The 14,755-nt window shown below is 72.7% G+C and carries 17 protein-coding genes and 1 pseudogene; 11 read left to right on the top strand and 7 right to left on the bottom strand.

The window, feature by feature from the left end; translation table 11 throughout:
• Positions 1-31 precede the first annotated feature (31 nt).
• Together ACH4E7_RS02690 and ACH4E7_RS02685 are read left to right on the top strand one after the other, a co-directional pair.
• Positions 32-520 (top strand): LURP-one-related/scramblase family protein, encoded by a 489-nt coding sequence (locus ACH4E7_RS02690; protein WP_396247184.1) that lies wholly within the window; start codon positions 32-34, stop codon positions 518-520.
• A gap of 124 nt (positions 521-644) precedes the next feature.
• Positions 645-1,067 (top strand): DUF350 domain-containing protein, encoded by a 423-nt coding sequence (locus ACH4E7_RS02685; RefSeq protein ID WP_396247183.1) that lies wholly within the window; start codon positions 645-647, stop codon positions 1,065-1,067.
• A 36-nt stretch (positions 1,068-1,103) separates the two neighbouring features.
• On the opposite strand, the gene ACH4E7_RS02680 is transcribed toward ACH4E7_RS02685, so the two are convergent.
• Positions 1,104-1,451 (bottom strand): winged helix-turn-helix transcriptional regulator, encoded by a 348-nt coding sequence (locus tag ACH4E7_RS02680; RefSeq protein WP_396247182.1) that lies wholly within the window; start codon positions 1,449-1,451, stop codon positions 1,104-1,106.
• Between the two features lie 97 nt (positions 1,452-1,548).
• Here ACH4E7_RS02680 and ACH4E7_RS02675 point away from each other — a divergent pair, with 97 nt between their 5' ends.
• The gene (locus ACH4E7_RS02675; protein WP_396247181.1) at positions 1,549-2,454 is read left to right on the top strand and encodes an NAD(P)-dependent oxidoreductase; all 906 of its coding nucleotides are present in this window, start codon (positions 1,549-1,551) and stop codon (positions 2,452-2,454) included.
• A gap of 23 nt (positions 2,455-2,477) precedes the next feature.
• The gene (locus ACH4E7_RS02670) at positions 2,478-3,047 is read left to right on the top strand and encodes a GNAT family N-acetyltransferase (protein ID WP_396247180.1); all 570 of its coding nucleotides are present in this window, start codon (positions 2,478-2,480) and stop codon (positions 3,045-3,047) included.
• Positions 3,048-3,095: 48 nt separating this feature from the next.
• Here ACH4E7_RS02670 and ACH4E7_RS02665 read toward each other — a convergent pair whose 3' ends face one another.
• Complete coding sequence (locus tag ACH4E7_RS02665) at positions 3,096-4,151, bottom strand: aldo/keto reductase (RefSeq protein WP_396247179.1); 1,056 nt, start codon at positions 4,149-4,151, stop codon at positions 3,096-3,098.
• A gap of 165 nt (positions 4,152-4,316) precedes the next feature.
• Here ACH4E7_RS02665 and ACH4E7_RS02660 point away from each other — a divergent pair, with 165 nt between their 5' ends.
• The 4 genes from ACH4E7_RS02660 (at position 4,317) to cutA (ending at position 7,111) form a co-directional block, all read left to right on the top strand.
• The gene (locus tag ACH4E7_RS02660; RefSeq protein ID WP_396247178.1) at positions 4,317-5,264 is read left to right on the top strand and encodes a hypothetical protein; all 948 of its coding nucleotides are present in this window, start codon (positions 4,317-4,319) and stop codon (positions 5,262-5,264) included.
• 219 nt (positions 5,265-5,483) lie between these two features.
• Positions 5,484-5,621 (top strand): hypothetical protein, encoded by a 138-nt coding sequence (locus tag ACH4E7_RS02655; RefSeq protein ID WP_396247177.1) that lies wholly within the window; start codon positions 5,484-5,486, stop codon positions 5,619-5,621.
• Between the two features lie 60 nt (positions 5,622-5,681).
• Positions 5,682-6,620 carry a class I SAM-dependent methyltransferase gene (locus ACH4E7_RS02650; RefSeq protein WP_396247176.1) on the top strand — a complete coding sequence of 313 codons (939 nt, stop codon included), beginning with the start codon at positions 5,682-5,684 and terminating at the stop codon, positions 6,618-6,620.
• 149 nt (positions 6,621-6,769) lie between these two features.
• Positions 6,770-7,111: a divalent-cation tolerance protein CutA gene (gene cutA, locus ACH4E7_RS02645; RefSeq protein WP_396247175.1), complete on the top strand. Its 342-nt coding sequence runs from the start codon at positions 6,770-6,772 to the stop codon at positions 7,109-7,111.
• Here cutA and ACH4E7_RS02640 read toward each other — a convergent pair.
• Positions 7,101-7,751, bottom strand: coding sequence for a LuxR C-terminal-related transcriptional regulator (locus ACH4E7_RS02640; protein ID WP_396247174.1), 651 nt, complete (start codon positions 7,749-7,751; stop codon positions 7,101-7,103). The genes cutA and ACH4E7_RS02640 overlap by 11 nt on opposite strands.
• Positions 7,715-8,215 (bottom strand): annotated as a pseudogene (locus ACH4E7_RS02635) (sensor histidine kinase); the annotation flags it as partial. The pseudogene ACH4E7_RS02635 and the gene ACH4E7_RS02640, both read right to left, overlap by 37 nt.
• A gap of 12 nt (positions 8,216-8,227) precedes the next feature.
• Here ACH4E7_RS02635 and ACH4E7_RS02630 point away from each other — a divergent pair.
• Entirely contained in the window at positions 8,228-8,896 is a 669-nt protein-coding gene (locus ACH4E7_RS02630; RefSeq protein WP_396247173.1) for a hypothetical protein, read from the top strand.
• Between the two features lie 113 nt (positions 8,897-9,009).
• On the opposite strand, the gene metG is transcribed toward ACH4E7_RS02630, so the two are convergent.
• The 3 genes from metG to ACH4E7_RS02615 all read right to left on the bottom strand — a co-directional run bounded on the left by metG (position 9,010) and on the right by ACH4E7_RS02615 (position 11,933).
• The gene (gene metG, locus ACH4E7_RS02625; RefSeq protein WP_396247172.1) at positions 9,010-10,743 is read right to left on the bottom strand and encodes a methionine--tRNA ligase; all 1,734 of its coding nucleotides are present in this window, start codon (positions 10,741-10,743) and stop codon (positions 9,010-9,012) included.
• 132 nt (positions 10,744-10,875) lie between these two features.
• The gene (locus ACH4E7_RS02620; protein WP_396247171.1) at positions 10,876-11,088 is read right to left on the bottom strand and encodes a DUF397 domain-containing protein; all 213 of its coding nucleotides are present in this window, start codon (positions 11,086-11,088) and stop codon (positions 10,876-10,878) included.
• The gene (locus ACH4E7_RS02615; protein ID WP_396247170.1) at positions 11,085-11,933 is read right to left on the bottom strand and encodes a helix-turn-helix domain-containing protein; all 849 of its coding nucleotides are present in this window, start codon (positions 11,931-11,933) and stop codon (positions 11,085-11,087) included. Before ACH4E7_RS02615 ends, ACH4E7_RS02620 begins: the two co-directional genes overlap by 4 nt.
• Before the next feature lie 340 nt (positions 11,934-12,273).
• On the opposite strand from ACH4E7_RS02615, the gene ACH4E7_RS02610 reads away from it, so the two are divergent.
• Both ACH4E7_RS02610 and ACH4E7_RS02605 read left to right on the top strand, forming a co-directional pair.
• Positions 12,274-12,429: a hypothetical protein gene (locus ACH4E7_RS02610; protein ID WP_396247169.1), complete on the top strand. Its 156-nt coding sequence runs from the start codon at positions 12,274-12,276 to the stop codon at positions 12,427-12,429.
• 108 nt (positions 12,430-12,537) lie between these two features.
• Entirely contained in the window at positions 12,538-14,748 is a 2,211-nt protein-coding gene (locus tag ACH4E7_RS02605) for a PQQ-binding-like beta-propeller repeat protein (protein ID WP_396247168.1), read from the top strand.
• Positions 14,749-14,755: the final 7 nt, after the last annotated feature.

Here is a 14,755-nt window from a genome sequence, read left to right as displayed (position 1 = left end):
GGACCGACACCCGACGACGGAGGAGGCTGTGGTGCGGTACCTGGTCAGGGAGAAGCTGTTCGCGGTCGGCGACGACTACTGGATCGAGGACGACCGGGGGCACAAGGCCTTCCTGGTGGACGGCAAGGTGCTGCGGCTGCGGCACACCTTCGAGCTGAAGGACTCGCACGGGCGGGTGGTCGCGGTGGTGAAGGAGAAGATGCTCACCGTCCGCGACGCGATGAAGATCGAGGACGCCGACGGCGAGGTGATCGCGACCGTCCGGGAGAAGCTGTTCACCCCGTTCCGGGACAAGTACCTGGTGGAGCTGGCCTCCGGCGGCGAGCTGAAGATCCACGGGAATCTGATCGACAAGGACTACCGGGTCGAGAACCACCACGGCGACGAGCTCGCCCGGATCTCCCGCACGTGGTTCCGGGTCCGCGACACCTACGGCGTGGAGATCGCCGACGGCGCGGACACCGGGCTGCTGCTGGCCGTCGCGGCCTGCGTGGACCACCTGGTGGCGGAGGAGCACTGAGGCTTCCGGCCTCCGGACGGGCTTCCGGCTCCCGGCCCGTCGCTCACCCGCATGGAGTATCTTTTGCCAGCCCTTGACCATTCCGGTCGGGGGTCGGCGAGCGGACCCGGGGGCTGGAACCACGATGAACGACATTCTGCACGGGCTCGGCGCGGCGGCGGCCTACGGCGTCCTCGGGGTGGTGCTGCTGCTCCTCGGCGTCGGCCTGGTGGACCTGCTGACGCCCGGCAAGCTGGGCGACCAGATCTGGGTCGAGCGCAACCGCAACGCCGCCGTGCTGCTCAGCTCCGCGCTGCTCGGCATCGGCGGCATCGTCTTCACCGCGATCGTGTACACCTACGCCGACTTCGCCAAGGGCCTGGTCTCGACGGCCTGTTACGGCGTCCTCGGGCTGGTGCTGATGGCCGTCGCGTTCTGGCTGGTGGACCTGCTGACGCCGGGCAGGCTCGGCGCGATCCTGGTCGAGCCGGAGCCGCACCCGGCGGTGTGGGTGTCGGCCAGCTGCAACCTGGCCGTGGCGGCGGTGGTCTCGGCGGCGATCGCCTGACCGCGCCCACGCCGGGTGCGGTGGTGGCGGTACGCGCTACGCCGGGTGCGGCGCCCCGTCGAGGACGTGCTCCCGCCCCCAGTCCCCCAGCGGCTTCAGCGCCGCGTTGAGGTGCCGCCCCGCCTCGGTCAGCGCGTACTCGACCCGGGGCGGCACCTCGTCGTACGCCTCCCGGTGCACGATGCCGTCCGCCTCCAGCTCGCGCAGGTGGCCGGCCAGCACCTTCTCGGTGATCCCCGGCACCAGTCGGCGCAGTTCGCCGAACCGGCAGCTCGGGCGTTCGCCCAGGGCCCAGAGGATCAGCACCTTCCACTTGCCGCCGATCACGTCCATCGCGGCGTCGATCCCGCAGACGTACGCCCCCGGCCTCGGCACGGTTGCCATGCCCACCCCTTCCGACCTCGATGCTCACTTCAGGGTAACCACCCACTTCGAAGTGCGTACTTGATCGTTTCCTGCAGCGGCGAAGAGGCTGATCGGCATGGCACAGAACACAGTTGAGGACCACCGGACCCCGCTTACCCCGCTTACCCCGCTCACCCTGCTCGGCCTCGGTGCGATGGGCACCGCGCTGGCCGAGGCCTGGCTCGCCGCCGGGCACCCGCTGACCGTCTGGAACCGCACCGCCGCCCGCGCCGACGCGCTCGCCGTCCGCGGCGCAGCCGTCGCCGCCACCGCCGCCGAGGCCGTCGCGGCGAACCGGCTGGTCGTCGTCTGCCTGCTGGACGACGCCTCCGTGGAGCAGGCGCTGGCCGGCGCCGACCTGGCCGGCAAGGACCTGGTCAACCTGGTCACCAGCACCCCCGAGCAGGCCCGCGCCCGCGCCACCTGGGCCGACCGGCGCGGCGCCCGCTACCTGGACGGCGGGATCATGGCCGTCCCGCCGATGATCGGCGTCCCGGCGGCCGGGCCGTACGTCTTCTACAGCGGCTCGTCCGAGCTGTTCGAGGAGCACCGGGCGGCCCTCGCCGCCCCGGCCGACACCCGGTACGTGGGCGGGGACGCCGGGTACGCGGCGCTGCACGACGTGGCGCTGCTCAGCGCGATGTACGGCATGTTCGCCGGGGTCGCGCACGCCTTCGCGCTGATCCGCGACGAGGCCGTCGCGCCGGGCGACCTCGCGCCGCTGCTCAGCGGCTACGTCACCGCGATGTCCCGGACCATCGGCAAGACCGCCGAGCAGCTGGAGAGCGGCGACTACACCAAGGACGTGGTGTCCAACCTGGCGATGCAGGTCGCGGGCAAGGGCACGCTGCTGCGCACCGCCGAGGAGCAGGGGGTGAGCCCCGAACTGTTGGAGCCCTACTTCCGGTTGATGGAGCGCCGGTTGGAGCTCGGCAGCGGCGAGGAGGACCTGACCGGGGTCGTCGACCTGCTGCGACGGTGAGGGGCGGCCGGTAACGTACCGGCATGGATGACCTTGAAGAACGCGCCAACGTCGTCGCGTCCGGCTCTCGGCGGACCGGTGCGGGGGTGGGGGTCCGACGACGCCGCGCCGCCGACCTCGCCGACTGCGTCCGGGTGCTGGCCGACGTCCACACCGTCGACGGCTACCCCGCCGACTGGCCCGAGCGGCCCGCCGCCTGGCTCACCCCGGACGGCCTGCTGGCCGCCTGGGTCGCCGAGGCGGGGGGCCGGATCGCCGGGCACGTCGGAATCTCCCGCAGTGCCCCGGGTGATGTCGCCCCCGGACTGTGGAGCCTGCGGACCGGCGGGCGCCCCGAACTGACCGCCGTGATCGGCCGCCTGTACGTCGCTCCGGCGGCGCGTGGCCACGGGACCGGCGCCCGACTGCTGGCGAGCGCCGTGGTGCACGCGCGGGCGCTCGGGCTGCACCCCGTGCTCGACGTGCTCGCCACCGACACCGCCGCCGTGACCCTCTACCGCCGTCTGGGCTGGACCCTGCTCGGCAGCGGCGAACAGCGGTGGGCCTCCGGCCGTACGGTCCTGATCCACTGCTTCGCCGCGCCGAGGGGGTGAGCCGCTCCAGGCCCGCCCCCAGCCCGCTGGGCGTCAGCCCGTCGAGCGTCAGCCCGCCGAGCGCTCGGCGGCCGGGCGGCGGCGCAGGGCCGGGGTGGTGAGGGCCGGCGGCTGCCAGGCGCCGTCGGCCTGGTAGAGGTTCGTGCCGGGCGGCACGATGGCGTCGATCCGGTCCAGGACGGCATCGTCCAGGACCAGGTCGGCGCCCTTGAGAGCGGAGTCCAACTGCTCCATGGTGCGCGGGCCGAGGATCACCGAGGTGACCGCGGGGTGGGCCAGCGGGAAGGCCACGGCCAGCTCGGGCAGGGTGCGGCCGAGCTCCTCGGCGAGCTCGGTGAAGGCCTCGACCGCGTCCAGCTTGGCGGCCGTGGCGGGCAGCGCCGGGTCGAAACGGCCCGGGTTGATGGCGGCGCGGCCGCGGGTGAGGTCGATCTCCAGGCCCTTGCGGTAGCGGCCGGTGAGGAAGCCGCCGGCCAGCGGGCCCCAGGTCAGCGCGCCCATCCCGAGCTGCTGCACCACCGGCAGCACGTCCCGCTCCACGCCGCGGGCGAGCAGCGAGTACGGCGGCTGCTCGGTGCGGAAGCGCGGCAGGGCGCGGCGCTCGGCGACGTGGTGGGCGTCCACGATCTGCTCGGCGGGGAAGGTCGAGCAGCCGAAGGCGCGGATCTTGCCGGCCCGGACGAGGTCGCCGAGGACGGAGAGGGTCTCCTCGATGTCCGTGGTGTGGTCCGGCCGGTGGATCTGGTAGAGGTCGATCCGGTCGGTGCGCAGTCGGCGCAGGCTCTCCTCGACCTCGCGGACGATCCAACGCCGGGAGTTGCCGCCCCGGTTGCGGCCCTCGCCCATCGGGAAGTGCGCCTTGGTGGCGAGCACGATGTCGTCCCGGTCGCCGCGGGCGGCCAGCGTCTTGCCGACGATCTCCTCGGACTCGCCGGCCGAGTAGATGTCGGCGGTGTCGACGAAGTTGATGCCCCGGTCGAGCGCGGCGTTGACGATCCGGGCGCAGTCGTCGTGGTCCGGGTTGCCGATCGCGCCGAACATCATCGTGCCGAGGCAGTAGGCGCTCACCTCGATGCCGGTGCCGCCGAGGACGCGGTAGCGCATGGTGGTGCTCCCCCTGGTGGTGGGTCGGTGATGCGGTGGTGCGTCAGAGGCTAGGAGTTGGAGTGCACTCCAAGGCAAGGGCCTGCCGTGGGTCCCTCGGGCGGGGGAGCCGGATCGTCGTTCCGACGGACGCCGGGGTGCGGCGGCGCGGGCGAGCCTGGGGCCATGACGAAGCAGGGGTGGGTCGGGAACGGTCGGGCGGCGGCCGGTTGGGGCGTCGGCTACGGCGCGTTCGGGCTGGGCTGTGCGCTGAGCGGGACCGAGCTGTGGGGCGCCTCCTGGTCGGGGTGGGTGGTCGCCGGGGTGGGCCTGGCGGCGGCCGTGGCCGGGTGGGCGGCGGTACGGCTGGGGCCGGTGCGGTGGCTGACGGGGGTGCTGTGGCTGCTGTGCGGGCTGGCCGCGGTGGCGGCCTGGAGCCTGCTGATGGATGTGGTGACGCTGATGTTCGGGCAGAGCGTGGACAGCGTCCCGGACGCGGTGCACAAGGCGCTGGCGGCGGTCGGGACGCTGCTGCTGGCCGGTGCCGCCCGGGCCCGGCGGCCGGTCGTCCGAGCGGCGGCTCCCCCCGCCCCGTCGTCGGCCCCGGCCACGGTCCAACTCACGGCCTGGGCTGGGACTTTGGCCTTCGTTCCGTATGTGGTGATGAAGCTGATCTGGGCCTTCGGCGGCAGTTTCGCCGGGATCAGCGGCGACCAGATGTACGCCGGCTATGTGCACAACGGCTCCTCCGGGCTCTGGCTCGCCCTGGAGCGCTGGGGGCTGGACGGCACGGTGCTGCTGGCGGCGATCGGGGTGTTCCTGCTCTGGGGGCTGGTGCGGCCGTGGGGGCAGGTGTTCCCGCGCTGGACCCTGCCGCTGCGCGGCCGTCGTGTCCCGCGGTGGCTGCCGCTCACCCCGGCGCTGATCGGCGCGGCCACGCTGGTGCCGTACGGGCTGGTCGGGATCGGCTACCTGGCGCTGTGCGCGGTCGGGGTGTTCGGCATCCGGCAGGGCGAGCTCGCCACGGCCGAGCAGGCGCTGCAGGTGGGCTGGGTCGGGGCGTGCGCCTTCGCCGGGTACGGCGTGGCGCTGGCGGTGGCGGCCCGCTCGTACTGGCGGCGGACCGCGGAGTGAGAGGAGGTGTTTGCTGAGATGGCAACAAAGCTTGCCGACACGGGATGGTCGGTCGCAGCCTGGCGATGGAGGTGAGCGCCATGAGTGAGACGAGGACGACGGAGCGCTACGACGTGGTGGTGGTGGTCGGCGCGGGCGCGGCGGGCCTGAGCGCCGCCCTGGTGCTGGGCCGGGCCCGGCGTCTGGGCGGTCGGCAACGTCGCCGACCCGCGCGCCCAGGTGGTCACCGCCGCCGGGATGGGCGCGGCCGCCGCATTCGCGCTGGACCACGACCTCGCGGCGGAGGAGGTCGAGCGGGCGGTCGCCCTCCTCGCCGATCGGCGGGGCCGCGCGTCCGACGCCGCCGTACCCGCCTGAGCGGGAAGCTTCCGTCGACCCACTGACAACCCCACGACCCACCACCCGGGAGGAGAGGCCATGTCCTCGCACCAGCACCAGGACCAGCACCAGCACGGCCACGGCCATCAGCACGGCCACCACCACGGACACGGCCACGTCCACGTCCCCGCCGCCGACCTGGACTGGGACGCCCTCGCGGCGCACCTGGAGCAGGAGGCCGACCTGCGCGCCGGAGCCGTCACCGAGGCCGCGCGCTGGCTGTCCGGCCTGTCCATCCTGTCCGGCCCGTCCGGCGGAGACGGCGTACGGAGGGTCCTCGACGTCGGCAGCGGTCCCGGGGTGATCGCCGGGCTGCTCGCCGAGGTCTTCCCGGCGGCCGAGGTGGTCGCCGTCGACCAGTCGACCGCCCTGCTGGAGCGCGCCCGGACCCGCTCCGGCGGTCGGCTGGGCACCCAACAGGCCGACCTGCCCGCCGAGTTCGAGAAGCTCGGCGAGGCCGACCTGATCTGGTCCGGCAACGCGATCCACCACCTCGGCGACCAGCAGGCCGCCCTCACCGCTCTGGGCGCGCGGCTGCGGCCCGGCGGCCTGCTGGCCGTCGCCGAGAGCGGCCTGCCGCCGCGCTTCCTGCCCCGGGACTTCGGCCTCGGCCGGCCCGGCTTCCAGGCCCGGCTGGACGCGGCCCACGAGGACGGCTTCAGCGCCATGCGCGCCGAACTGCCGGACACCACCGAGGAGATCGAGGACTGGCCGGCCATGCTGCGCCGGGCCGGACTGGTCCCCAGCGGCACCCGCACCTTCCTGGTCGACCACCCGGCGCCGCTCGCCCGTCCCGTCCGGGAGTACCTGCACACCCAGCTCCGCCGCCGCCACGACCAGCTGGCCGAGGCGCTCATCCCGGAGGACCGCGCCACCGTGGAGGCCCTCCTCGTCGAGGACGCCCCCACCGGCATCCTGAACCGCCCGGACGCCTTCTACCTCTCCGCCATGACCGTCCACACCGCCCGCCGGCCCTGACTCCGGGCCCGCGGGCACCCGAGCCGCCCCGTCGCCGTGCTTCCGAGGCCGCGGCGGTGGGGCTCCGGGCTGCTGCCGGGCCTGCCGTCCGGGCTCCCGCCGCCGTCGCGGCTCCGGGACACCGCCCGAGCGCCCGCTACCGTCGGGGCATGACAGCGAACCAGCAGGGCTTCGTCGTGGTGACCACCACCCACGAGAGCGAGGAGCAGGCCCGCTCCCTCGCCGCCGCCGTGGTGCGGGAGCGCCTGGCGGCCTGCGCGCAGGTGTACCCCGTCCGGTCGGTGTACTGGTGGGACGCCGAGGTGCAGGACGCCGAGGAGTGGCGGATCGACCTCAAGACCCGGGCCGAACTCGCCGACCGCCTGGCCGGGTTCATCGCCGGGCGGCACTCGTACGCGACGCCCGAGGTGATCGCCGTGCCGGTGGTCTCCGGCAGCCCCGGCTACCTGGCCTGGGTGGCGGAGGAGACGGCCGGACCGCTCAGGACGTGACCTCCAGGAAGGCCAGCACCGCCCGCGCCCGGCGGTGGTCCTCCTCGGAGGGCGGCAGGTCGAGCTTGAGGAAGATGTTGGCGGTGTGCTTCTTCACCGCCCGTTCGGTGATCACCATCCGCTCGGCGATCGCCGCGTTGGAGTGCCCCTCCGCCATCAGCTCCAGCACCTCGCGCTCACGGGGCGTCAGTCGGTCCAGCGGCTTGCGCCGTTCGGTGCTGCTGACCAGCATGGCGATCACCTGAGGATCCAGTGCGGTGCCGCCCGCCGCCACCTGCTGGACCGCCTCCACGAACTGGTCGGGGTCGAAGACGCGGTCCTTCAGCAGGTAGCCGATCGCGCCGCTGCCGTCGGCGAGCAACTCCTTGGCGTAGAGCTGCTCGACGTACTGGGACAGCACCAGCACCGGCAGCCCGGGGATCTGCCGCCGTGCCGCCAGCGCCGCCTGGAGGCCCTCGTCGGTGAACGTCGGGGGCAGCCGTACGTCGACCACGGCCATGTCCGGGCGCTCGGTGAGGAGGGCCTGCAGGAGGTCCGGCCCGGTGTCGACCGCGGCCACGACCTCGAAGTCGTAGGCCTGCAGCATCCGGACCAGACCGTCCCTCAGGAGGAAGAGGTCCTCGGCGAGGACAACTCGCACGGCAGCTCCATGGTCAGGGTCGTGGGGCCGCCGAGCGGGCTGTGGACGGCCAGGACTCCGTCGAAGGTGGCAAGCCGCCGTTCCAGGCCGCGCAGCCCGGTGCCGCGCGAGGGGTCGGCGCCACCCCTCCCGTCGTCGATGACCTGGGCCTTCAGCAGGCCGTCCTGGTACCAGAGTTGGACGTCCACATGCTCGGCGCCGGAGTGCTTGGCGGCGTTGGTCAGCGCCTCCGAGACGGCGAAGTGGAAGGCCGACTCGACCGGCGCCTCGGCCCGGCCCGGCAGTTCGGCGACCACGGTCACGTCCAGCGGGCTGTCCATGCCCAACGCCCGTACCGCGTCGGCCAGTCCGCGGTCGGCCAGGACCGGCGGGTGGATGCCGCGGACCAGGTCGCGCAGCTCGTTGAGCGCGGCTGCGGAGGCCTGGCGGGTTTCGGCGAGCAACTCCTTGGCGGCGGCCGGGTCCCCGCCGCCCTGATGGGCTCGCTGCACGTCACCGCCGGCGACGGCCGGCTCACCGTCACCGGCCCGGTCACCCGGGACCCGGAGGCCGAGGAGACCCACTGGGAGCAGATCGAGCCCGGCCTGTTCCAGCAGGTCGGCGGTACCGGGCGGATCGCCTTCCGAACCGGCGCCGACGGCGCGGTGACGGCCCTGCTGACCGACGCCGATCCGACCATCGCCTGGTACCAGGCCCCCGGCCTGCACCGGATCACCGCCCTGGCCGGCCTGGCCGTGCTCGCCCTGACCCTGCTCGGCTGGACGGTCGGCGCGCTGGTGCGACTGGTGCGCCGCCGGGGCCGGGCAGGCCAGCCGGCCGTACGGCTGCTCGGCGCGGCCCTCGGCACCCTGCTGCTCGCCGCCACCGCCTGCTTCGCCCTGCTGACCGCGGACCCCAACGCGCTCAACCAGGCGCTGTTCCTGGCCGACTCGCCGCTGTTGACCGTCGTCCCGGCGCTGGTGCTGACCGCCCTGGCGCTGACCGCGCCGCTGCTGGTCTGCGCGGTGCTGGCCTGGCGCCGCCGCTGGTGGGGCGTCCCCGGGCGGCTGCACTACACCGCCCTGACGCTGGCGTCCCTGCTGCTCCTGCTCCTCGCCGGGGCGTACGATCTGGCCGGGACCAGCGCGCTGGACCTGCTCGGCTGAGTGCGGCAAGCGGCAGGCAGGGCCCGGGGAGCTCCCCTGGCCCTGCCTGTTCGTCGTCCTAGCCCTCGATCAACCCTCGATCAACCCTCGATCAACCTTCGATCAGCCCTCGACTAGCTGTCGGCGCCGCCGAAGCGCGCCGTCCAGGCCGCCAGGTCCTCGTCCGTGATCTTCGCGAACAGCACCGGCGGCACCGTGAACGCCGTCCCCACCGGGATCAGGTCCAGCGCCCGCGCGTCCTCCGCGCCGACCCAGGTACGGGTGGCCGCCGGCGAGTCCTCGGGCAGGGCGAAGGCGCCGCGCATGGCCGCCGCCGCGGTCGGGATGAACGGCTCGGAGACCACCGCGTACAGGTGGATCAGGTTCATCGCCGTCCGCAGGGTCAGCGCCGCCGCCTCCGGGTCGGTCTTCACCTGCAGCCAGGGCGCCTTCTCGTCCAGGTAGGCGTTGCCCGCGCTCCACAGCGCGCGCAGGCTCTGCGCCGCCTTGCGGAAGTTGAGCGCGTCCAGCTGGGCCTCGTACTCGGCCAGCAGGGCGGCGATCTGCTCGCCGAGGCGATGCTCGGCCTCGCCCGCCGGGCGCCCGCCGGGGACGTCGTCGCCGAAGCGCTTGCGGCTGAAGGAGAGCACCCGGTTGACGAAGTTGCCGAGGGTGTCGGCGAGGTCCTTGTTGACCACCGAGGCGAAGAGGTCCCAGGTGAAGCTGGAGTCGTCCGACTCGGGCGCGTGCGCCATCAGGAAGTAGCGCCAGTAGTCGGCCGGCAGCAGCTCCAGCGCGACGTCGGTGAAGATGCCGCGCTTCTGGCTGGTGGAGAACTTCCCGCCGTAGTACGTCAGCCAGTTGAAGGCCTTGACGTAGTCGACCTTCTTCCACGGGCGGCGCGAGCCGAGGATCGTCGCCGGGAACATCACGGTGTGGAACGGGACGTTGTCCTTGGCCATGAACTCGGTGTAGCGGACGGTCCGGTCGGCCTCGTACCACCAGGACTTCCAGTCCCGCAGGTGCCCGGCCGGGGCGGCGTCCGCCCACTCCTTGGTGGCGCCGATGTACTCGATCGGGGCGTCGAACCAGACGTAGAACACCTTGCCCTCGGCGGCCAGTTCGGGCCACACGTCGGCCGGCACCGGGACGCCCCACTCCAGGTCACGGGTGATCGAGCGGTCCTGCAGGCCCTCGGTCAGCCACTTGCGGGCGATCGAGGAGGCCAGCACCGGCCAGTCGTCGCCGTTGGCGGCGATCCACTGCTCGACCTCCTCGGTCAGCTTCGACTGCAGCAGGAACAGGTGCCGGGTCTCCCGGACCTCCAGGTCGGAGCTGCCGCTGATCGCCGAGCGCGGCTCCAGCAGGTCGGTCGGGTCGAGCACCCGGGTGCAGTTCTCGCACTGGTCGCCGCGCGCCTTGTCGTAGCCGCAGTGCGGGCAGGTGCCGACGATGTAGCGGTCCGGCAGGAAGCGGCCGTCGGCGTTGGAGTACACCTGGCGGACCGAGCGCTCCTCGATGAAGCCGTTGCGCTGCAGCTCGCGGGCGATCTCCTGGGTGATCTCCCGGTTCTGCGCCGAGGAGCTGCGGCCGAAGTGGTCGAAGGAGAGCCCGAAGCCGTCGTACACCGCCTTCTGCGCGTCGTGCGCCCGGGCGCAGAACTCGGCGACCGGTAGCCCGGCCTCCTGCGCGGCCAGCTCGGCGGGCGTGCCGTGCTCGTCGGTGGCGCAGATGTAGAGCACCTCGTGGCCGCGCTGGCGCAGGTAGCGGGAGTAGACGTCCGCCGGGAGCATGGACCCGACCATGTTGCCCAGGTGCTTGATCCCGTTGATGTACGGAAGGGCGCTGGTGATCAGGTGGCGAGCCATCCTCGGATGCTCCGATTTCTCCCGCACGCGCACCCCACCCGGAGTGCTGTGCCAGGCGCAGGGGTCCACTGTGGGCTGCCAAGCCTACCGCCGTAGGGGCCCGCGCAGCGGCCGCGTCGTACGGCGTCGGCCTCACGGCCGGGTGAAGTCGGCGTACCGGTCGAACTCCCCGTCCTTCACCCCGCGGACGAACGCCGCCCACTTGCGCGGCGTCGTCCGCACGATCGCCTCGGGGCGGTCCGACTCGCGGATCTCCACCAGCCCGCCCGCCGCTCTGACCTCGACGCAGTCGGTGCTCTCACCGCTGGCCGACGACTTGTGCCACACGTTCAGCCATATGTTCATGAGAAGTCTTTCAGTAAGGCCCGGATGAAGTCCCGGGACCCTTCCGTCCCGAGCGCGATCGCCGCGGTCTTCTCCTTGATCCGGCGGTAGGAGTCCAATTCGGCTTCGGTGTGCACGAACTTCGGACCGTGGGAGAGGTCGATCTGGACGGTGTCCAGCTCCGGGACCGGCCCGCGGGCGAGATAAAGGCTCTCGCCGGACCCGGTGTAGGTGGGGACGCTGAACGGGATCACCCGGATGTCCAGCCCCGGTCGTTCGGAATTCTCCAGCAGGCTCTGCAACTGCTCGCGCAGCACTTCCGGACCGCCGAACTGCATCCGCAGCGCGGATTCGTGCAGGATCGCGCTGTACGGCTTCGGGTGGTCGACGAAGATCTGCTGGCGCCGGATCCGGAATGCCATCCGGGCCTCCGCCTCCTCCCGGACGTGCGAGGGGAGGCGCTCGAACACCGCGGCCGCGTACGCCGGGGTCTGCAGCAGGCCGGGGACGAAGGTGCTGTTCAGGATGGACAGCGAGACCGCGTGGTGTTCCATCTCCGCGATGTCGATGATCCCGCTCGGCATCCGGCCCCGGTAGCCGTCCCACCAGTACTTCCGCCGGTCCTGCGTCATCGCGAGCAGCCCGTCCAGGTACGGGCCGTCGGCACAGCCGCAGGTGCTCGCCCAGACCCGCAGCCGCTCGGCGCTGATGCCCGACTTCCCGTTCTCCATCTGGGAGATCTTGGGCAGGTCGGTGCCGATCGTGGCGGCCAGGCTTTTGGGCGTCACGCCCACGCGTTCGCGCATCTTGCGCAGCTCGATCCCGAGGCGCTGCTGGCGCACGGTCGGCGACAAGCGGGGTGGCATGACTCTCTTCTCCGGATCGAGGCTACGGTCGATGCTTCCGGTGAAGTGTGCCGTGGACACCGGGCCCGAGCTAGCGAAACGGGGGATACCCCACGATGGAGTGAACGTTCACTCGCTCGGTAGCAACTCTGGCACCCTGACTCTATGGTCGTCCGTGTCACTCGCTGACTTGTTGTCGCCTAAACAGTCGCCAAGTCGCCAATCAGCCCTGCCGATCAATCGTGATGACACATCAGATGCATGGTCAGGGCGTTCGACATCACCGACCGGAGACAGCCGTGCCCCTTTCCTCGCCTATCCGCCTTCCGCGCCCCCTTCCCCACCGCATTTCCGCAACCCGGTGAACGCCCTCCTGGTCGCCGGGTTGTCCACCCTCCTCCTCGCCGTCCTCTTCGTCGGCTGGCTGGTCTGGCTGGTCAACATGCGACCCCGGTTGCCCCGCCCCGCAAAGCGCGACTTCACCCCCCGCCATTCCGTTCCCAGCGAGCGGAAATAACCCCCGGCCCGGGCCCGGGCACCCGCCCCGAACCTGCCGACCCTCCGCTGTCGTACGATCACCGGCGATGCCGACAGGGGCGTTCGTCGGGGGAGCCGGGGGGAACAGATGGAGCCGCTGCACAGCACTGACCCGGAGGCGGTCGGCCCGTACCGCCTGATCGCCCGGCTCGGGGCCGGCGGCATGGGGCAGGTGCACCTGGCCCGGTCCGCCGGCGGACGCACCGTGGCGGTCAAGGTGGTCCGCCCCGAACTGGCCCAGGACCACGAGTTCCGGGTCCGCTTCCGCCGCGAGGTAGCCGCCGCCCGGGCCGTGGACGGCGCCTACACCGCACCTGTCACCGACGCCGACCCGGACGGCCCCACCCCCTGGCTCGCCACCGCGTACGTGCTCGGCCCCTCGCTCACCGAAGCCGTGCACGAGCACGGGCCGCTGCCCGAACCCTCGGTCCGGGCGCTCGGCGCCCGGCTGGCCGAGGCCCTGGAGGCGATCCACGGCGCCGGGCTGGTCCACCGCGACCTCAAGCCCTCCAACGTGCTGCTCGCCGCCGACGGCCCCCGGGTGATCGACTTCGGCATCGCCCGCGCGATGGACGGCGACAGCATGACCCAGACCGGCATCGTGGTCGGCTCGCCCGGCTTCATGTCCCCCGAGCAGGCCTCCGGCCGTCCGACCGGCGCCCCCGGCGACGTCTTCTCGCTCGCCTCCGTCCTGGTCTTCGCGGCGACCGGCCACGGTCCCTTCGACAGCGCCTCCGGCGTCGCCGCCCAGCTCTACAAGGTGGTGCACGAGGAACCCGACCTCACCGACGTCCCACCCGCCCTGCGCGCCATCCTGGAGCACTGCCTCCGCAAGGACCCGGCCCTGCGCCCCCTCCCGGCCCACCTGCGCGCCTGGCTCGCCACCGGCGCCCCCGCCACCGAATGGCTCCCCGCCCCGGTCGCCGCCGCCCTGGCCCGCCACGCGGCCGCGGTGATGAACCTGGAGGCCCCTCTTCGGACCCCGGCGCCCCCGGCGGTCCCGCACGTCCCCTACGGCCCGGCACCCACGTATGTCCCCACTCAGCTGAACGCCCCGACCCCGCCCCGCCCCTCCCGCCGCCGCTTCCTCCTGGCCGGCGGCGCCCTCGCCGCCACCGCCGCCGTCGGCGGAACGACGTGGGCCCTCACTCGCCCCGACAAGCCGGGTGGCGGCACCCCGGGCGGCAGCACCCCGGGCGGGAGTCCCTCGGTCGGCCCGAGCCTCCCGGCGGCGCCGAAGCCGGCCTGGACCATGGCCACCGAGGGCAAGTACTCGGGGCTGCGTCCGCCGCTGGTGGTGGGCGACCGGGTCGTCCTCCGGGCCGACGACACCTTCGGCGTGGACGCCAACCTCGGTGTCACGGCCTGGCAGCACACGTCGAGCGCCAGCTACCTGGTGGGCGGGGGCGACCTGTACGAGGCGAGTGCCAAGCTTGAGCGGATCGCACCGGAAGACGGTTCGGCGAGCTATGCCGCGTCCACCGACCTCGGCGGGGGCAGGACGGTCGAGATCAATGCCCTCCTCGCCGCGACCGAACAGGCGGTCTTCGCCACGGTGAGGACCGGCAGCGGGGGCGCCGCCACCGACACCCCGGGACTGGTGGCCTTCAAACACGATCTCTCCAGTCGGCTCTGGTACCAGGAGGACCGGGAAGTCGGGGGCGACCCGTACGCCGCGCTCCAAGACCACGTCGGCGTGGTCAGCGGCACCACCCTGCTGCACCTGGACAACAAGTTCGCGGTGGTCGCCCGCAGCACCGTCGACGGCAAGCGCCTGTGGCGGGTTGAGACCGGGAGCAAGGCCTCGTGGCCGGTGTGGTGCGACGACCAGCGCGCCTACTGTGCCGTGGACGGCTACCACCTCCAGGCGGTCAACCTGGCCGATGGCAAGCAGGTGTGGCGCCTCGACAGCGAGCACGGGCGGATCGGCAAGCTCCTGGTGGCCGGTGGCACGGTGTACCTGAACGACGGCTCCCAGAGCATCACCGCCTGCGACGCGGCCACCGGAAAGCCCCGTTGGACCTGCGCGACCCCCGGGTACCCCAACTGGAACGTCGACATGGTCCTGGTCAAGAGCACCCTCTACGTCGCCGGGTCGACCACCCCCGGGGAGGCGGGCAAACCGTGCGTCCACGCCATCGACATCACGACCGGCCGCCTCCGGTGGATCTTCACCGACCCGACCTACCAGCCGGGCACGGCGGACGAACGGACCCTGGAGAGCTGCCAACTGGCCGCCAACGGCACGTTCCTCTTCGTCTGGCTCAAGAAGACCCTGACCGCCCTCCCGGTGGCCTGACCATCCC

Source organism: Kitasatospora sp. NPDC018058, from assembly GCF_044327205.1.
Classification (GTDB): domain Bacteria; phylum Actinomycetota; class Actinomycetes; order Streptomycetales; family Streptomycetaceae; genus Kitasatospora.
Note: the sequence above shows the minus strand (reverse complement) of the source record. Positions and strands in the feature narration are given on the sequence as shown.

Excerpts from the sequence above, each read along its gene's own strand:
- ACH4E7_RS02685 (WP_396247183.1), top strand. The coding sequence starts at position 645 with ATGAACGACATTCTGCACGGGCTCGGCGCGGCGGCGGCCTACGGCGTC.
- ACH4E7_RS02680 (WP_396247182.1), bottom strand. The coding sequence starts at position 1,451 with ATGGCAACCGTGCCGAGGCCGGGGGCGTACGTCTGCGGGATCGACGCC.
- ACH4E7_RS02675 (WP_396247181.1), top strand. The coding sequence starts at position 1,549 with ATGGCACAGAACACAGTTGAGGACCACCGGACCCCGCTTACCCCGCTT.
- ACH4E7_RS02670 (WP_396247180.1), top strand. The coding sequence starts at position 2,478 with ATGGATGACCTTGAAGAACGCGCCAACGTCGTCGCGTCCGGCTCTCGG.
- ACH4E7_RS02665 (WP_396247179.1), bottom strand. The coding sequence starts at position 4,151 with ATGCGCTACCGCGTCCTCGGCGGCACCGGCATCGAGGTGAGCGCCTAC.
- ACH4E7_RS02660 (WP_396247178.1), top strand. The coding sequence starts at position 4,317 with ATGACGAAGCAGGGGTGGGTCGGGAACGGTCGGGCGGCGGCCGGTTGG.
- ACH4E7_RS02650 (WP_396247176.1), top strand. The coding sequence starts at position 5,682 with ATGTCCTCGCACCAGCACCAGGACCAGCACCAGCACGGCCACGGCCAT.
- cutA (WP_396247175.1), top strand. The coding sequence starts at position 6,770 with ATGACAGCGAACCAGCAGGGCTTCGTCGTGGTGACCACCACCCACGAG.
- ACH4E7_RS02630 (WP_396247173.1), top strand. The coding sequence starts at position 8,228 with ATGGGCTCGCTGCACGTCACCGCCGGCGACGGCCGGCTCACCGTCACC.
- metG (WP_396247172.1), bottom strand. The coding sequence starts at position 10,743 with ATGGCTCGCCACCTGATCACCAGCGCCCTTCCGTACATCAACGGGATC.
- ACH4E7_RS02620 (WP_396247171.1), bottom strand. The coding sequence starts at position 11,088 with ATGAACATATGGCTGAACGTGTGGCACAAGTCGTCGGCCAGCGGTGAG.
- ACH4E7_RS02615 (WP_396247170.1), bottom strand. The coding sequence starts at position 11,933 with ATGCCACCCCGCTTGTCGCCGACCGTGCGCCAGCAGCGCCTCGGGATC.
- ACH4E7_RS02605 (WP_396247168.1), top strand. The coding sequence starts at position 12,538 with ATGGAGCCGCTGCACAGCACTGACCCGGAGGCGGTCGGCCCGTACCGC.